Below are 14,645 nucleotides of genomic sequence, written 5' to 3' on the forward strand. Positions count from 1 at the left end.
ACGGTAGCCTCGGTTGTAGAGCTGGTGGATGGCCGGGGGATTCGTAGCCTGCCAGTCTCTGTTCACATCGTCGCGAAAGGGGCGTCAATTGTCGCGCGTCAACACAGTGCTCACCGATCCACCGTCCGTGTCCCAGGTCTGGGACTTCGATATCGCCATCGTGGGCCTCGGCTACGTCGGCCTGCCCACCGCGCTCGCCTTCCGGGCAGCGGGCTCCAGGGTGCTCGGCGTCGACGTCGACGAGTCGAGGCTCGCCTCGGTGCGAACGGGGAGCGTCGACCTCGTCCCCGGAGATCAGCTTCGACTCGGAACCGCGAACGCCGAGCCCGAGGGCTGGTGGCTGACCTCCGACGTCGCATCGATCAGTCGGGCGCGCGCCGTCATCGTGTGCGTTCCGACTCCCATCGACGCGCACGCGGTGCCAGACCTCCACGCGCTGACGTCCGCCTGCTCGGCGGTGCTCGACGCCGCCGTGCCAGGTCAGCTCCTCATCCTGACCTCGACGTCGTACGTGGGCTGCACCAGGGACCTGCTCGTGCATCCGCTCATCGCCAGGGGGCTCCAGCCGGGGGTCGACGTGCACGTCGCCTTCAGCCCCGAGCGCATCAACCCCGCCGACGAGGCGTTCGGCCACGAGGAGGTGCCACGCGTCGTCGGCGGGTTCACCGCGAGCTGCACGGAGCTGGCCGCCGCCACGCTCGGCCAGTACGTCGACTCGCCGCACCTCGTCGAGACGCTGGAGATCGCCGAGGCGTCGAAGCTCCTCGAGAACTCCTTCAGGGCCGTGAACATCGCCTTCATCAACGAGTTCGCGAGCGTCTGCCGAGAGCTGGGCGTCCCGGTCACCGAGGTCATCGACGCCGCCGCGACGAAGCCGTACGGCTTCATGCCGTTCCGGCCGGGACCCGGCGTCGGCGGGCACTGCATCCCGTGCGACCCGCACTACCTGCTGTGGCAGCTGCGGGCCGATCGGGTGTCGTCGCCGATCCTCGAGGAGGCGATGAACGCTCTCGCGCACCGGCCGCAGCGCGTCGCGGCTCGAGTCGGGTCGATGCTCGCCGCCGCCGGTGTCGTCGCGAGCCGTGCCCGTGTGGTTGTCCTCGGCGTCGCCTACAAGCCGAATGTCGCCGACGTCCGCGAATCGACGGCGACCGAGATCATCCAGCTCCTGAGCAAGCAGGGGATGCATGTCTCGTTCATCGACTCGCACGTGCCGTCCATCCGCCTGGCGGACGGGCAGCTGCTCGCGGCGAGCAGCCAGGAGGAGCTCCTCGACGCCGATCTCGTGCTGCTCCACACGCGCCACGAAGACACGGATCTCGCCTGGCTCGGCGAGCACCAGTGCGTCCTCGACGCCACCTACACCCTGCCTGCCCGCACCGGGCAAGCGCTCATCTAGCAGAACGAAGGACACACCAGAACATGAGAACTCTCATCACGGGCGGGGCCGGGTTCATCGGCAGCCACCTCACCGACCTCCTCGTCGCGCGCGGCGACGAGGTCGTCGTCCTCGACGACCTCTCGACCGGCAGCGTCGACAATCTGGCGACCTCGATCGACTCGCTGCAGTTCGTCGAGGGCAGCGTGCTCGACGAGGACCTCGTCGACTCCCTGGTCGCTCGTGCAGACCGGGTGTTCCATCTCGCCGCCGCGGTGGGCGTCCACACGATCCTCGGGGAACCGCTCAGGAGCCTGCGCACGAACCTGCACGGCACGGAGAACGTGCTGGAGGCGTCGCTCACGCACGATGCCGAGATCCTGATCGCGTCGACGAGCGAGATCTACGGCAAGAACACGGCGGATGCGCTCAGCGAGGACGCCGACCGGATCCTCGGGTCTCCGCTCACCGCGCGGTGGACGTACGCCGCCGCGAAGGGGCTCGACGAGTCGTTCGCCCACGCCTACGCTCGCGAGCACGGACTCCGGGTCGCCATCGCGCGCCCGTTCAACACGGTGGGCCCCAGACAGACGGGCCGGTACGGCATGGTCGTGCCGAACCTGGTCAGGCAGGCGATCGCCGGCGCCCCGCTCACCGTCCACGGTGACGGCACGCAGACCCGGTGCTTCGGCTACGTGGGTGAAGTGGCCCCCGCCCTCGTCGCCCTGCTCGAGGAACCGCATGCCCACGGGCGCGCCGTCAACCTCGGCGGCGCTCGCGAGGTGTCCATCCTCGAGCTCGCCGGCATCATCCGCGACCGCACGGAGAGCGAGAGCGAGGTGACGCTCGTGCCCTACTCGGAGGCGTACGGCGAAGGGTACGAGGACATGCAGCGGCGAGTCCCGAACAACCAGCTCGCGGCTGAGCTCATCGGCTACGAACCGCGTCTTCCGCTGGAGCGGATCGTCGACGCGGTCGTCGACGGGGTGCGTGGCCGCCTGGAGCGGGCGGGGAGTCGCGCATGACGCGCGCGCGGAATGTCGCCCGCCGGCGCCCGATGCCGCTCCGTCTCGCGGAGCATCTCGCGGTGCCCGTCGCGATCGTGGTCTCGCTCGTGCTCGCGACGGGGGCCGGGGCGGCACCCATCAGCCCGTCAGCACCGGCTGCGGATGCGCTTCCCGTGGTCTCGCTCACCTTCGACGACGGCAACATCGACCAGCTGCTCGGCGTGGACATCCTCGACCGCTACGACCTGGACGGCACGTTCTTCGTGCAGAGCGGTGCGCTCAACACCGATGGCTACTTCTCCACCGGCGACCTCACGCGTCTCAGCGCCGCGGGACACGAGATCGGCTCGCACACGACGGGGCACGTGGACCTATCGACCATCAGCAAGGACGAAGCCGTCCGGCAGGTGTGCACAGACCGCGCGAACCTCGCCGACCTGGGCTTCGTCACGACGAGCTTCGCCTACCCGTTCGCGGGCTTCAGCGAGTCGGCGAAGGCCGCCGTGCAGGAGTGCGGCTTCTCCAGCGCGAGACTCCTCGGCGGCGTGGAGTCGCACGAAGGGTGCAACGGCTGCCCACCGGTCGAGAGCATCCCGCCTCTCGACGCCTTCGCGCTGCTCGCGCCGGCCCAGGTCACGGAGACGTGGTCTTTCGACAACCTGAAGTCGCTGGTCGTCCAGGCGCAGGCCGCGGGTGGCTGGATGCCGATCACCTTCCACCGGGTGTGCGAGACAGTCGGCTGCTCCAGCATCGGGGTGACGACCCAGACCCTCGAGCAGTTCGCGAGCTACCTCCGGGACGAAGCCGCCGCGGGTCGAGTCGCGGTGAAGACCGTCGACGAAGTCATCGGAGGCGAGGCGAAGCCCGTTCGGCAGGGCGACTGGCCTGTCGGCCAGACCGCGAAGGACGGGAACCGGGTGGTGAACGCCCAGCTCGACGACTGGACGACAGGTGCATCCGCACCGAGCTGCTGGACGCCGAATACCTGGGGCGCGCACACCGCCAAGTTCACGCGCACCGCGGACGGCGGCGGCCTGACCGTCGCGGTCAGCGACTACGAGAGCGGTTCTTCGTCGCTCATGCCGAACCTCGACCTCGGCGAATGCGCGCCAGCGGCCGAACCCGGAGCCGTGTACGACTTGAGCGCGACGTACGCCTCGACCACCGCCACGCAGTTCGCGGTCTATCTCCGTGACGCACGTGGCGCGTGGCGCTACTGGGACTCCAGCCCGTGGTTCGATCCGAGCGCGTCCGCGTCCACCGCCACCTGGACGACGCCGCCCGTGCCGGCAGATGCGACGGCCCTGTCGTTCGGCCTCACCGTGTTCTCGAACGGCTCGCTCACCCTCGATGCCGCATCGATGGTCGGGTCCGGGGCCGTCGAGCCGACCCCGGCCGCGACGCCGACGCCGACGCCGACGCCGACGCCGACGCCGACGACGGTTGCGACGCCTACCCCGGTTGCGACTGCGACGCCGAGTGCGACTGCGACTGCGACGCCGACCGCGACCGCCACGCCGACCGCCACGCCGGCTGCGACCGCGACGCCGACGCCCACGGCAACTCCGTCGACATCGGCGACATCCACGCCGACCGTGACGCCGAAGCCGCCGAAGCCGCCGGTGAAGCCGAAGCCGCCGGTGAAGCCCAAACCGCCGGTGGACCCGAAGTGCACCAAGCCCTGGCCCGTCCACGACGCGGGCCACCACCACCACCACACAAGCTGGGGCTCCTACCTCAACCCAGCGGGCACGTCCTCCTACGATCCGTACCCGAAGCACTCCTTCTCTGACGGAGGGGCCACCAAGCACGGCTCGCCGTCCAAGTGCAAGCCACCGCGCTGGTGGTGACGAGGAGGCGCATCGCGAGAGCCTCCGGTATCTCGGCGGCGCTGCTGATCCTCCTCAGCAGCGCCGCTTGCGCCGGGGGCCAGGGCACCCCGTGGGGAGCGGGGCAGGGTCGGGAGTATCCGCTGCACACAGACATCACCGCGACGACCTTCTGGGTCGGGGAGGTCTTCGATGCCGACGCACCTGACGGCAGCCAGGTGTACTCGACCTACGACAAGGACTGGTACGCGAGCTACGGCGGCTGCGACGGGGCCGTGGTCGGCGGCGTGTGCCAGACCGAGCCTCGCTCCGCGGCGAACGGCTACTTTCCGACACGGATGACGGCCGAGGAGAACCCGTTCTACCTGGACCTGCCGTTCGATGACGTGAACAACGCGTCGGCGGCCGGGATGCGGCAGCGAGTCGTGCCGTGGGCCGGTGACGCCGCGTACTCCCGCGGGCTCGAGGATCCGTCGTTCAGCCTCATGAAGAACCGGTGGGTGCAGCTCGAGCACGACGGGCGGACCTGCTACGGCCAGATCCAGGACGCGGGGCCCGGCGAGTACGACGACGCCGAGTACGTCTTCGGGGCGCACGACGCGAGGCCCGCGAACGAGCGGTACGGCGGCGCCGGCATGGACGTCTCACCCGCCCTCAACTCCTGCCTCGGGTTTGCCGCGACCAACGGGGTGGAGGGCGGCGTCTCCTGGCGATTCGTGGACGAGGGTGACGTCCCTGACGGCCCATGGTCGCTGCTCGTGACGACCTCGCGATAGCGACGGGCCACCGGGCCGAACCTGCCCGCGAGTGCCACCCTGGCCAGCCCGCCGATTGTCGCGTATCCTGGCAAGTTGGGCATGCGCCGAATTCTGTGTGAGCAGCGTGCCGGACTGGAGAAGGCACACATGCCCAAGCGCAAAGCAAAGGGCGGGTTCAAGCCCGCGAGCAACTACATCCCCAAGGACTCCTCGGGTCGTGGCGAGCGACCGGCGCGTGCCGGTGGCGGCGCTGGCGCCAACGGAAACCCGCGCTGGGCGAGCGAGAGCCGCCGCGACGGTGCCGGCGGAGACGACCGCCGAGGCGGCCGCGACGACCGACGCGGCTCCGGCTCAACGGGCGGCGGCGACCGCGGCTCGTACCGCGGTGACGATCGCCGAGGCGGCTCGTCGGGCGGCGACGACCGGCGCCCCGGCGCGCGTGCAGGCGGCGACGACCGCCGTGGCGGCTACGGCGGACGCAGCGACGACCGACAGGGTGGCTACGGACGCGCTTCGCGGCCGGCCGCCGGCGATGACCGTCGCGGCACGGGCCGAGGTGCGGGCGCTGACGAGCGGCGGGGTGGCTACCGTGCAGGCGGCGACGACCGCCGCGGCGGCTACGACGGTGCAGGACGGGCCGAGTCCTTCGATCGCTCGCGCGACAGCTCGCGCAGCTCCGACCAGAGCCGTCCCCGCGGCGAAGACCGCTACAGCACTCGCAAGGGGGCAGCATCCGCTCGCGGAGGCGCACCCACCCGCGGTGGAGCTCCCGCCCGTGGCGGCGCTCGCGGTCGCGACGGCCAGTTCTCGGACCGCAACGAACGCATCGACCGTCACCACCACGACGCGCTGCGCCAGTCGCACGGCCGCCAGCCGGCCGCGGGTTCCCGCGGTGACCGCAGCGCGAAGCACTTCGACCCGACGGCGCCAGGCGCGAACCAGCCGCAGCGCGGGGCCATCCAGGACTACCGCAGTCACAGCCAGTCAGCTGCCGGCCGTGCCCCCTCCCACGACGAGGACCGCGTGCTCGAGCGCCTCGCCCCGACCGCGGTCGGCGCGAAGAACGCCGACGGCCTGAGCTTCGGCGACCTCGGTCTCGACGCGAACATCGTCGACGCGCTGGCCGAACTCGGTGCGCCGAGCCCGTTCCCCATCCAGGCCTCCACGATCCCGGATGCGATCCACGGTCGAGATGTCCTCGGCCGTGGCCGCACGGGCAGCGGCAAGACGATCGCGTTCGGCGCCGCACTCGTGCAGCGCCTCAGCGTGGCCCGCGGACGCGACGCCGACGCGAGCAAGCGCAAGATCGGGCGCGCACCCCGCGCCCTCATCGTCGCGCCCACTCGCGAGCTCGCCCTCCAGATCGACCGGACGATCCAGCCCATCGCCCGCAGCGTCGGCCTCTTCACGACCCAGGTCTACGGCGGCGTGCCGCAGCAACGGCAGGTCACGGCCCTTGGGCGCGGCGTCGACATCGTCATCGGCACGCCCGGCCGCATCGAGGACCTCGAGCGCCAGGGCTTCCTGCGCCTCGACCAGGTCGAGATCACGGTGCTGGACGAAGCCGACCAGATGTGCGACCTCGGGTTCCTGGAGCCGGTGCAGCGCATCCTCCGCATGACGATGCCGGGTGGTCAGCGACTGCTGTTCTCGGCGACGCTCGACGCCGCCGTGCAGCGGCTCGTCACGGAGTTCCTCAAGAAGCCATCGGTGCACGAGGTGGCCGGTGAGGAGGAGCAGCACACCGACATCGACCACAGCGTGCTCGTCGTCGAACGCGACGACAAGCGTGCCGTGATCGAGCAGCTCGCCGGCTCGGGCGGACGGGTCCTCATCTTCACGAAGACCCGTGTGGCCGCAGAAGGCCTCGCGACCGAGCTCTCGATGGCCGGCGTTCCCGCGGCCGCCCTCCACGGAGACCTCACGCAGGGTCGCCGCACGCACAACCTGCGACTCCTCACGAGCGGCAAGGTCAACGTGCTCGTCGCGACCGACGTCGCCGCGCGAGGCATCCACGTCGACGACATCCGCCTGGTCATCCAGTCGGACATGCCCGAGGAGTACAAGTCGTACCTGCACCGTTCGGGCCGCACGGGCCGCGCGGGTCAGCGCGGCACCGTCGTCACGGTCATCCCGAAGCAGCGCCGTCGCCGGATGTCGGAGCTGCTCGAGCGCGCCGAGATCGAGGCTCCCATGATCCCGGCACGCCCGGGTGGCGCCGAGCTCGACGCCTTCATGGCCTACGCCGACTGACCTGCCGAACGCAGATGACAGATGCCCCTCGGGATGGACGCTGCTCCAGCCCGAGGGGCATCCGTCTTCGCGGCGCACGCGGAACGTTGATGAAGCCCGCGTAGCGTTGCGCGCATGAGCGAACAGCAGGCGAACGACCCGCAGGCGCGGGCAGACCAGGCGAGTGCAGGCGAAGACGTCGCAGCGAACGGCGAAGGCTCTGCCGGCGAGCGTGCGGCGCAGGCGAGCTCGGCTCGCATGAGCACAGAGCAGCTCGAGAACGAGCGCGCACACGGCGACGGCAACCTCTTCCCCGACGCCGGCTCGCTCTTCGAGCCGGAGCAGGCCGACACCCCGGAGCAGCTCGAGGCGGAGGTCGAGGAGGCGGAGGCGCACGACACGCGCTTCGCAACCGGCCCGGACGAGTCGGGTGTGGCCGAGAGCAACTTCGGGCAGAACACCGCCGAGTAGCGCGGGCTCTGCTGCGCTTCGGCGCGCGGCGTCAGCTCAGCAGGCTCGGCGCGATGAGCGCGAGGGTCGTGGCCGCCCAGGCGATGGGCAGGAGCACCCAATCGCCCGTATCCGTCTGCAGCACGTGACGCTCGGTGCGTGTCCTTGCGAACCCGAAGGCGCGTGCGTCCATCGACAGGGCAACCCGGTCGGCGTGCCGCAGTGCGCCTGCGAGCAGCGGGATGGCGACGTCCAGCTGGGAGCGCAGCCACGCGATGGGCCCGCGTCCGCGGTCGATGCCGCGCACGCGGCGAGCTGCCCGGATCACGTCGAGTTCCGACTGGAACCTCGGCACGAACCGGAACGCCGCCATCGCCGCGTAGCCGAAGCGGTAGGGCACACGGAGGTGCTGCACCAGGGAGCGCACGAAGTCGTCCCCGGCGGTGGCGATGCCGCCCACGAGCGACAGCAGCACGATCGCGACGAGGCGCAGCGCCGTGCCGAGACCCGTCGCCCAGGCGGCGACCGTGAACGGGCGCCCCACGATCTCGAAGATCGTGGATGCCCCGTCGAGCCCGACCGCCGCGAGCAGGGGAGCGGCACTCGACGTCTCCGCCGCAACGCTCGGGTCGACCCAGACCCCGAGCGTCACCGAGAGCACGGACAGTACGACGGGAACGCCCACGATCAGCAGCAGTGTGCCGCGTCCCGACAGGCGAGTGCCGCTGAGGATGACCAGCGCGCAGAGCAGGATCAGGAGGGCCGGGCTGAACGCGTCCCGCACGACGAACATCGCGACGATGGCGGGCAGCGTCGCCGCGATCTTCACGAGCGGGGTGCGCCGGTGCAGCCACGGCAGGTGCTCACGACGGGAGCGATCGACGCTCGGGCGCGAGACGAGGGCGTTCCCGGCGCCACTCACGGGGCGCCGCCGTCGTGGATGTCCGGGTGGCGAGCGAGCGCGGCTTCCAGCTGCGAGATCGACGTGATCTCGCGCAGGTAGGAGTGCCGGTGCACCCCGGCGAGCGCTCGGGGCAGAGGGGGCAGGCCGAGCCCCGCGGCCTCGAGCGCCCCGGAGGCCACGACCCGGTTCACCTCGCCGTGCGCCGCCACCACCCCACCGTCGAGGACAAGCAGGTGCGTGGCGAGCTCCGTGACGAGCTGCAGGTCGTGGGTCGCGAGCACCAGCGTCGCCCCGTCCCGGTGCAGCTCCCGCAGGAGGGCGACGAGCTCTTCCGCACGCGCCCGGTCCTGTCCGAACGTCGGCTCATCCAACACCAGCACGTCGGCACCGTCGAGGAGCGCGGCGGCCACCGTGAGCCTTCGCTTCTGTCCCCCGGAGAGGAGGAAGGGGTGCCGGTCCGCGTGCTCGGCGAGGCCGAAGCGCTCGAGCATTTCGTCGACGCGGGTCTGGGCATCCGCCGCCCCGCGCTCGATCTCGAAGGCGAGCTCGTCGCGCACCGTGTGCGTGAGGAACTGGTGCTCCGGGTTCTGGAAGACGTAGCCGACGCGCGTGCGCAGCGCGCCCGCCCGCATGCGAGCCGTGTCCTGTCCGTCGAGGAGGACCGTGCCGCGCGGTGCCCGGCGGACTCCGGCGAGCGCCTGGAGCAGGCTTGACTTGCCTGCTCCGTTGTGGCCGACGACGGCCGTGATCGAGCCCGGCTGGATGCTCAGGGAGACGGGGCCGAGCACGCGTGTGCGGCCCCGCGTCACCGTGAGCGCACGGGTCTCGAGCCGGGGAGCTGGCTCCCCGGGAGCCCGCTTCCCGGCCAGGCCCGTGATCGGCAGGGCGTCCGACTGCTGCGGCAGCTCGCTGGCGCCGGCACCCGCTTCAGCCTCCGCAGGAGGCGGCAGCTCACGCCGATGCGCGCCGCCGCCGCTGGAGTCGGGCAGCGATGCGCGATCCACCCGCTCGAGACGCCGCGCGAGCTCGCTGCCGAGCAGGGGCAGGGGGCCGGGGCCGAGATCCCAGCCCGCCGCCGTGAAGCACGCCGCGGCCTCGTGCGCGACCGGGAACCACACGCCGAGCTCGCGCAGCCGTGCGGCGTTCTGCCCGAAGACCTCGCGTGGTGCGCCGTCGAAGGCGAGCCGCCCCTCGGCGTCGAGGACGATGACGCGCGTCGCGATGGTGAGGGCTTCGTCGAGGTCGTGCTCGATGAGCAGCAGGCCGTGCGTGCCCGCGCGCACGAGCTCGCCGAGGGCGAGGTAGATGGAGTGCTTCGCGGTCTGGTCGAGGTTCGCGGTCGGCTCGTCGAGGACAAGCAGGGGCGAGCCCATGGCGAGGGCGCTCGCGATGGCCAGCCGTTGCCGTCCTCCGCCGGACAGGATGTCTGGGGAGTCCTCGCGGCGGTCCCAGAGGCCGAGCTGGCGGAGCGCCCGCTCGACGCGCTCCTCGATGTCCGGAACGGGCAGTCGCAGGTTCTCCGGGCCGAAGGCGACCTCGTCGAAGACCTGCCCGGTGACGATCTGGGCGTCCGCATCCTGGAACACCATGGCGACCTGCTGGCTGGCGGCCGCGACGCCGAGCTCGGCGACATCGTGCCACCCGGCGCCGGGTTCGGAGTCGGCGAGCAGGACGCGCCCGGTCACCTCGGCTCCCAGCGACTGGGGGATGAGCCCGTTGAGGGCTCTCGCGAGGGTCGACTTCCCGCAGCCGGACGGGCCGAGCAGCAGGACCGCCTCGCCGCGCGAGATCGAGAACGAGACGTCGTGGGGGCGCGCGGCCGAAGCGTCGAAGTGGGTGACGGAGAGGTGCTCGACTCGCAGCAGCGGGGTCGTCACCTGGCTGCTCTGCGGTCTTCGGCGAGGCGCAGGTCGCGGCCGATGCCCGCTCGCTCGAGCTGCTTCGCGAGCCACACCGCGAGCATGGTGCAGAGCGGGGGCGAGATGAAGAAGCTGCCGATGAGCAGCACCGTGCCGAGCACGTCGTACTCGCCGCCACCGAGGATGCGGAACGCGGCCGCGGTCATGATGAGGCCGGCGAAGGCCGCGCCCGCGAGGAACAGCCACGCCTGCCAGCGCCGATACCGGGTGATGAGGAACGGCAGCTCCTGCAGGACGCCGATGCCGACGCCGATGAGGAACGCCCCGAAGGCGATCGGCTGGAACGGGCTCGCGACGAGCCCGGCGAGGGCAGAGGTGATGAGGCCGACCCAAGGCCGACGGAAGAGCGCCTGGGCCAGGGCTCCGGGAATGAAGTAGAGGCCGATCGTGAGGCCGTAGACCAGCGGGAGCAGGTTCGAGACCGCGCCGCCGATGTAGGCGTTGACGGTGAACACCACGCCGCCGGCGACGCCGATCGCGGCACAGCTCATGAGCAGACGAGTGCTGACGGTTCTCATTGGGCTCCACGCCTTCCCTCAGCGGGATACGGTCCCGCTGGGGTCACGGGCTGACCCAAGTCTACAAAATGTAGAGCGAGTCGCGCGACGGGGCTCCGGGCTTGATAGCCTGGGTATTCGCGGATGCCTGGGTGACGTTCCCCACGGCACCTCCGCGACAAGAATTGGAGCAACACAATGCCAGGAACTCGCACTCGAGCGCGGGGTGAGCTCGAACTCGTCGTGCTGCGACTCCTCTGGGCGGCGGCGGAGCCCCTCACGGCGCGCGAGATCCAGGACCGCTTCCCGGGCCGGGTTCCCGCCTCCACGACCATCCTCACCGCCCTCGACCGACTCAGGGCCAAGGGCGATGTCGCCCGTGTCGGCCACGAGCAGCGGGGCATCCGCTTCGCCGCCACGCAGAGCGAGGCAGAGCACGCCTCCCGGGCCATGCTGAACGCCCTCAAGACGATCGACGGCCGCGAGGCCGCACTGCTGAAGTTCGCCGGCAACCTCGACGCCCGCGACGCCGACCTGCTGCGTGCCGCCCTCCAGCACGCGCCCGCCGCGGCCTCCGAGGCCGCCACGGCGAGCTAGCCGGAGCCGGACTGGCCTTCACCATGGCTCCGAGAGGGCGTTCGGGCATGCTGCCCGAGCGCGAGTGATCTCCGATGTGGATCATCCCTGCCCTCGTGTGCCTCGCGTTCGCGGTGTTCACGATGCTCGCCGCGCCCTCGCTCCTGACGCGCGGCACCTGGCAGGTGCGACACCCGCAGCTCGCCCTCGGCCTCTGGCATGGCGCAGTCGTCGGCGGGTCGCTCGCCCTGCTCGCGGCCGTCGCGCTCTCTGTCGTCGCGGTGCTCACCTGGGAGCATGACGAGGGAAGCTGGCTGAGCGGATTCGAGATCGCGCTCGCCTCCGTCTTCGCGAGCGCCGGCCTGATCGCGATGTTCGGCTGGGGCTTCATCGTGACGCGCCGGTCGGGCCGCGCCTTCGCCGACGGACGCCGCGCGAACGACGAGCTCCGAGACGCCGCGCGCGTGCTGTCCTACCGGGACGAGCGAATCGGCGGAGCGCTCGTGCGCTTCGTCGACTCGCCAGTGCCCCACGCCCTCGCGGCCGCGGGGCGCGCGCCGGTCGTCATCGTGTCGAGCGGACTCGTCGAGCTGCTGACGCGGGAGCAGCTCGAGGCTGTCGTGGCGCACGAGCGCTGCCACCTGATGCGCTTCCACGCGCTGGCGCAGCGCCTCGCGGAGGTCAACGAGGCCTGCCTGCCGCGGTACGCCGGCGCGAAGAACCTGTCGCGTGCGACGTCGCTGCTCATCGAGCTGATCGCCGACGACGCGGCTGCGAACGAGGCCGGGGCGGATGCTCTCGCCGGGGCGCTCCAGGCGCTCGCGGGCGCAGGCGCCGAGGACGACGTGCTCGTGCAGCGCGCGCGGAGGCTCCGCACGCGGACCACAGGAGCGGCGCCGAGCCTCGACGCCTGAGCTCATCTGGGCAGGGGCGGCACTCGCTTTACGTCGACCGCTGGCGAAGCTGGACGCGCATCCAGGTGTTCGAATCCGTTCTGTGACGGGACGGAGACGGCCGCGGGGGCTCGACGTGGGAGGCTTGGGTCATGCCTGATTCCACCCCGTTCGAAGAACCACGCCCGGGCTACGACGTCGCGCGCGACGCTGAGCCAGAGCGCGCGCTCACGCCGTCCCGGGTCTCGAGGCTGCGCAAGCTCACGATCCTGCTCGCCGTGATGATCGCAGCCGGCGCGTTCGCCAACTGGCAGCAGGAGGCCGAGTTCCGCTCGGCGAGCGTGCTGAGCTTTGCGGTCATGCTCGTCGTCGTCGTGGTCGGCTACGGTGCGATCTGGAAGCTGCTCGGCTCGCCCAGGCGGAAGCGCGCGGAGGGGGCCCGCACGGCGGGCAGCATCCTGTCGGTCCTTGCCGTCACAGGCCTGCTCCTCACCGGGGTGCTCGCCATCACCGGTGCGAGCCCGACGGGCACGGTGCAGCTGATCGTGGGGCTCGGCACGGGCGTCGTCGGCGCGATCTGGCTGCACGCCGCCTGGCGCCGCCTCCCAGCCGAGCCGACGGGGCTCCTCGACTGATGCGCTCGCGCGCCGGATGTCGGAGGCCCCGCCTACGCTTGGCCACATGATCACGTCAGCACGTGGCAGCGAGCTGTGGCAGCGGCTGCAGGGCATCGATGCCGAGCATCCCGCCGACTGGAAGCGTCCGGGGCCGTCGCCGCGCGCGCTCCGCACCGACATCGTCGTGGCGCTGGTCGCCGTCGCGCTCATGGTCTTCTCGAACTGGGCCGTGCTCGAGCTGCGCAAGGGCGCAGACCCGGCAGAGGTCGGCGCGATCCTCCATGACACCGACCCCGCCTCGGCGCTGGTCGGCATGGTCCTCGTCCCCGCCATGTACGGGGTCGCCATCGCCCTTCGGCGCCGCTTCCCGCTGTGGATGCTCGTGCTCTGCACGGTTGCGTTCGTCTCGGCATTCGCCTTCACGTACCTCGACACGATCGTCACACAGATCGGCTACTTCCTGGTGCTCTTCACCGCGGGAGCGTGGAGCAACCAGCGTGCCCTGGTGACGCTGCTCCGCATCGGGATCACGATCGGCATGATCGTGTGGGCGCTCGTCGACTCCCTCACTCGCGCCACGCTCGTGTTCACGTTCTCGGATGGGAGCGACAGTGAGAACTGGATCACGAGCGTCTTCGGCGCCTACACCCTGCTCATCAACGTGCTCTACTTCATCGGCGCGTTCTGGTTCGGGAACTCCGACTTCAGGAGGGCCGGCCAGCGGGCGGCGCTCGAGGAGCGCACCCGCGAGCTCGAGGAGTACACGGCGGCGCTCGCCGACGAGCGTCGCCTCGTCGAGGAGCAGGCCATCCGCCTCGACCGCGTCCGCATCGCGCGGGAGCTCCACGACGTGGTCGCACATCACGTCTCGCTCATGGGCCTGCAGGCAGCCGCCGCGCGCCGGACGGCGGAGACCTCGCCGGAGAAGTCCAAGCAGGCGCTCCTCGGCGTCGAGCAGAGCGCGCGAGTCGCGATCGACGAGCTGCACTCGCTGCTGACGACGCTGCGCAGCGCAGACGCTGATGCTGACTCGGAGTCCGCCGACGGCGGCCAGCGCGAGAACGACGGTGCCTCCGGAGCGCAAACCGGCGCATCCGCCCCCTCGACGCACACGATCGAACAGGTGCCAGCGCTCATCGAGGAGCTGCGCGGGGCTGGCATGCGGGTGGAGTTCAGCACCCTCGGCGAGCCTCGGTCGGTGTCGCCCCTGACGGGCATCGCCGTCTACCGGGTGCTGCAGGAATCCCTCACGAACACGCGGAAGCACGCGGGCCCCGATGCCCCCGCCGATGTGCGACTCCGCTACCTCGAGCGCGGCGTCGAGCTCGACGTGACCGACGACGGGCCAGCCTCCCTCGCGCATGCCGCGGCGTCGAAGCAAGCGAACGGCTCCGGCGGCCTGGGCCTCGTGGGCATGCGAGAGCGCGCCAGGGCCGCCGGCGGCGACCTCACGACGAGCAAGCGGGGCGGTGGCGGCTTCCGCGTGCTCCTCCGCGTCCCCTACGAGCGGCAGAGCTGACGGCATGCGCCCGTGTCCCAGCACCGATCGGCAAGCTCCCGGTAACCTCGCCCCGATACGGTCACG

The 14,645-nt window shown here is 71.2% G+C and carries 13 protein-coding genes; 10 read left to right on the plus strand and 3 right to left on the minus strand.

The window, feature by feature from the left end:
- Positions 1 to 127 precede the first annotated feature (127 nt).
- From C5B99_RS02450 to C5B99_RS02475, 6 genes are all read left to right on the plus strand, one after another.
- Positions 128 to 1,399, plus strand: a complete 1,272-nt coding sequence (locus C5B99_RS02450; protein WP_219819606.1) for a nucleotide sugar dehydrogenase — start codon at positions 128 to 130, stop codon at positions 1,397 to 1,399.
- A 23-nt stretch (positions 1,400 to 1,422) separates the two neighbouring features.
- A complete protein-coding gene (locus tag C5B99_RS02455; protein ID WP_104240186.1) occupies positions 1,423 to 2,403 on the plus strand; it encodes an NAD-dependent epimerase/dehydratase family protein in 981 nt (326 codons plus the stop codon).
- Positions 2,400 to 4,235, plus strand: coding sequence for a polysaccharide deacetylase family protein (locus C5B99_RS02460; RefSeq protein ID WP_104240187.1), 1,836 nt, complete (start codon positions 2,400 to 2,402; stop codon positions 4,233 to 4,235). Before C5B99_RS02455 ends, C5B99_RS02460 begins: the two co-directional genes overlap by 4 nt.
- Positions 4,211 to 4,990 (plus strand): hypothetical protein, encoded by a 780-nt coding sequence (locus tag C5B99_RS02465; protein WP_258063008.1) that lies wholly within the window; start codon positions 4,211 to 4,213, stop codon positions 4,988 to 4,990. The genes C5B99_RS02460 and C5B99_RS02465 overlap by 25 nt, the downstream gene beginning before the upstream one ends.
- Positions 4,991 to 5,119: 129 nt before the next feature.
- A complete protein-coding gene (locus tag C5B99_RS02470) occupies positions 5,120 to 7,225 on the plus strand; it encodes a DEAD/DEAH box helicase (RefSeq protein WP_104240188.1) in 2,106 nt (701 codons plus the stop codon).
- A gap of 114 nt (positions 7,226 to 7,339) precedes the next feature.
- Complete coding sequence (locus C5B99_RS02475; RefSeq protein WP_104240189.1) at positions 7,340 to 7,675, plus strand: hypothetical protein; 336 nt, start codon at positions 7,340 to 7,342, stop codon at positions 7,673 to 7,675.
- A gap of 31 nt (positions 7,676 to 7,706) precedes the next feature.
- Here the strand turns inward: C5B99_RS02475 and C5B99_RS02480 are convergent, their stop codons facing one another.
- The 3 genes from C5B99_RS02480 to C5B99_RS02490 are packed head-to-tail and all read right to left on the minus strand — an operon-like array spanning position 7,707 to position 10,995.
- On the minus strand, positions 7,707 to 8,576 hold the full coding sequence (locus C5B99_RS02480) for an energy-coupling factor transporter transmembrane component T (RefSeq protein ID WP_104240190.1): 870 nt from the start codon (positions 8,574 to 8,576) through the stop codon (positions 7,707 to 7,709).
- Positions 8,573 to 10,435 (minus strand): ABC transporter ATP-binding protein, encoded by a 1,863-nt coding sequence (locus C5B99_RS02485; RefSeq protein ID WP_104240191.1) that lies wholly within the window; start codon positions 10,433 to 10,435, stop codon positions 8,573 to 8,575. Before C5B99_RS02485 ends, C5B99_RS02480 begins: the two co-directional genes overlap by 4 nt.
- Positions 10,432 to 10,995 carry an ECF transporter S component gene (locus C5B99_RS02490; RefSeq protein ID WP_104240192.1) on the minus strand — a complete coding sequence of 188 codons (564 nt, stop codon included), beginning with the start codon at positions 10,993 to 10,995 and terminating at the stop codon, positions 10,432 to 10,434. Before C5B99_RS02490 ends, C5B99_RS02485 begins: the two co-directional genes overlap by 4 nt.
- Before the next feature lie 177 nt (positions 10,996 to 11,172).
- Between C5B99_RS02490 and C5B99_RS02495 the strand changes: the two genes are divergently transcribed.
- The 4 genes from C5B99_RS02495 (at position 11,173) to C5B99_RS02510 (ending at position 14,579) form a co-directional block, all read left to right on the plus strand.
- Complete coding sequence (locus tag C5B99_RS02495; RefSeq protein ID WP_104240193.1) at positions 11,173 to 11,571, plus strand: BlaI/MecI/CopY family transcriptional regulator; 399 nt, start codon at positions 11,173 to 11,175, stop codon at positions 11,569 to 11,571.
- A gap of 74 nt (positions 11,572 to 11,645) precedes the next feature.
- Positions 11,646 to 12,464 carry a M48 family metalloprotease gene (locus C5B99_RS02500; RefSeq protein WP_104240194.1) on the plus strand — a complete coding sequence of 273 codons (819 nt, stop codon included), beginning with the start codon at positions 11,646 to 11,648 and terminating at the stop codon, positions 12,462 to 12,464.
- Between the two features lie 131 nt (positions 12,465 to 12,595).
- Complete coding sequence (locus C5B99_RS02505; RefSeq protein ID WP_104240195.1) at positions 12,596 to 13,078, plus strand: hypothetical protein; 483 nt, start codon at positions 12,596 to 12,598, stop codon at positions 13,076 to 13,078.
- Between the two features lie 46 nt (positions 13,079 to 13,124).
- The gene (locus C5B99_RS02510; RefSeq protein WP_181064914.1) at positions 13,125 to 14,579 is read left to right on the plus strand and encodes a sensor histidine kinase; all 1,455 of its coding nucleotides are present in this window, start codon (positions 13,125 to 13,127) and stop codon (positions 14,577 to 14,579) included.
- Positions 14,580 to 14,645 lie beyond the last annotated feature (66 nt).

The sequence above is a fragment of the Pseudoclavibacter sp. Z016 genome, from assembly GCF_002931215.1.
Classification (GTDB): domain Bacteria; phylum Actinomycetota; class Actinomycetes; order Actinomycetales; family Microbacteriaceae; genus Pseudoclavibacter.

Bases quoted from the DNA above. Each gene is read 5' to 3' on its own strand.
- C5B99_RS02455 (WP_104240186.1), top strand. From the start codon at position 1,423: ATGAGAACTCTCATCACGGGCGGGGCCGGGTTCATCGGCAGCCACCTC.
- C5B99_RS02460 (WP_104240187.1), top strand. From the start codon at position 2,400: ATGACGCGCGCGCGGAATGTCGCCCGCCGGCGCCCGATGCCGCTCCGT.
- C5B99_RS02470 (WP_104240188.1), top strand. From the start codon at position 5,120: ATGCCCAAGCGCAAAGCAAAGGGCGGGTTCAAGCCCGCGAGCAACTAC.
- C5B99_RS02475 (WP_104240189.1), top strand. From the start codon at position 7,340: ATGAGCGAACAGCAGGCGAACGACCCGCAGGCGCGGGCAGACCAGGCG.
- C5B99_RS02490 (WP_104240192.1), bottom strand. From the start codon at position 10,995: ATGAGAACCGTCAGCACTCGTCTGCTCATGAGCTGTGCCGCGATCGGC.
- C5B99_RS02495 (WP_104240193.1), top strand. From the start codon at position 11,173: ATGCCAGGAACTCGCACTCGAGCGCGGGGTGAGCTCGAACTCGTCGTG.
- C5B99_RS02500 (WP_104240194.1), top strand. From the start codon at position 11,646: ATGTGGATCATCCCTGCCCTCGTGTGCCTCGCGTTCGCGGTGTTCACG.
- C5B99_RS02505 (WP_104240195.1), top strand. From the start codon at position 12,596: ATGCCTGATTCCACCCCGTTCGAAGAACCACGCCCGGGCTACGACGTC.
- C5B99_RS02510 (WP_181064914.1), top strand. From the start codon at position 13,125: ATGATCACGTCAGCACGTGGCAGCGAGCTGTGGCAGCGGCTGCAGGGC.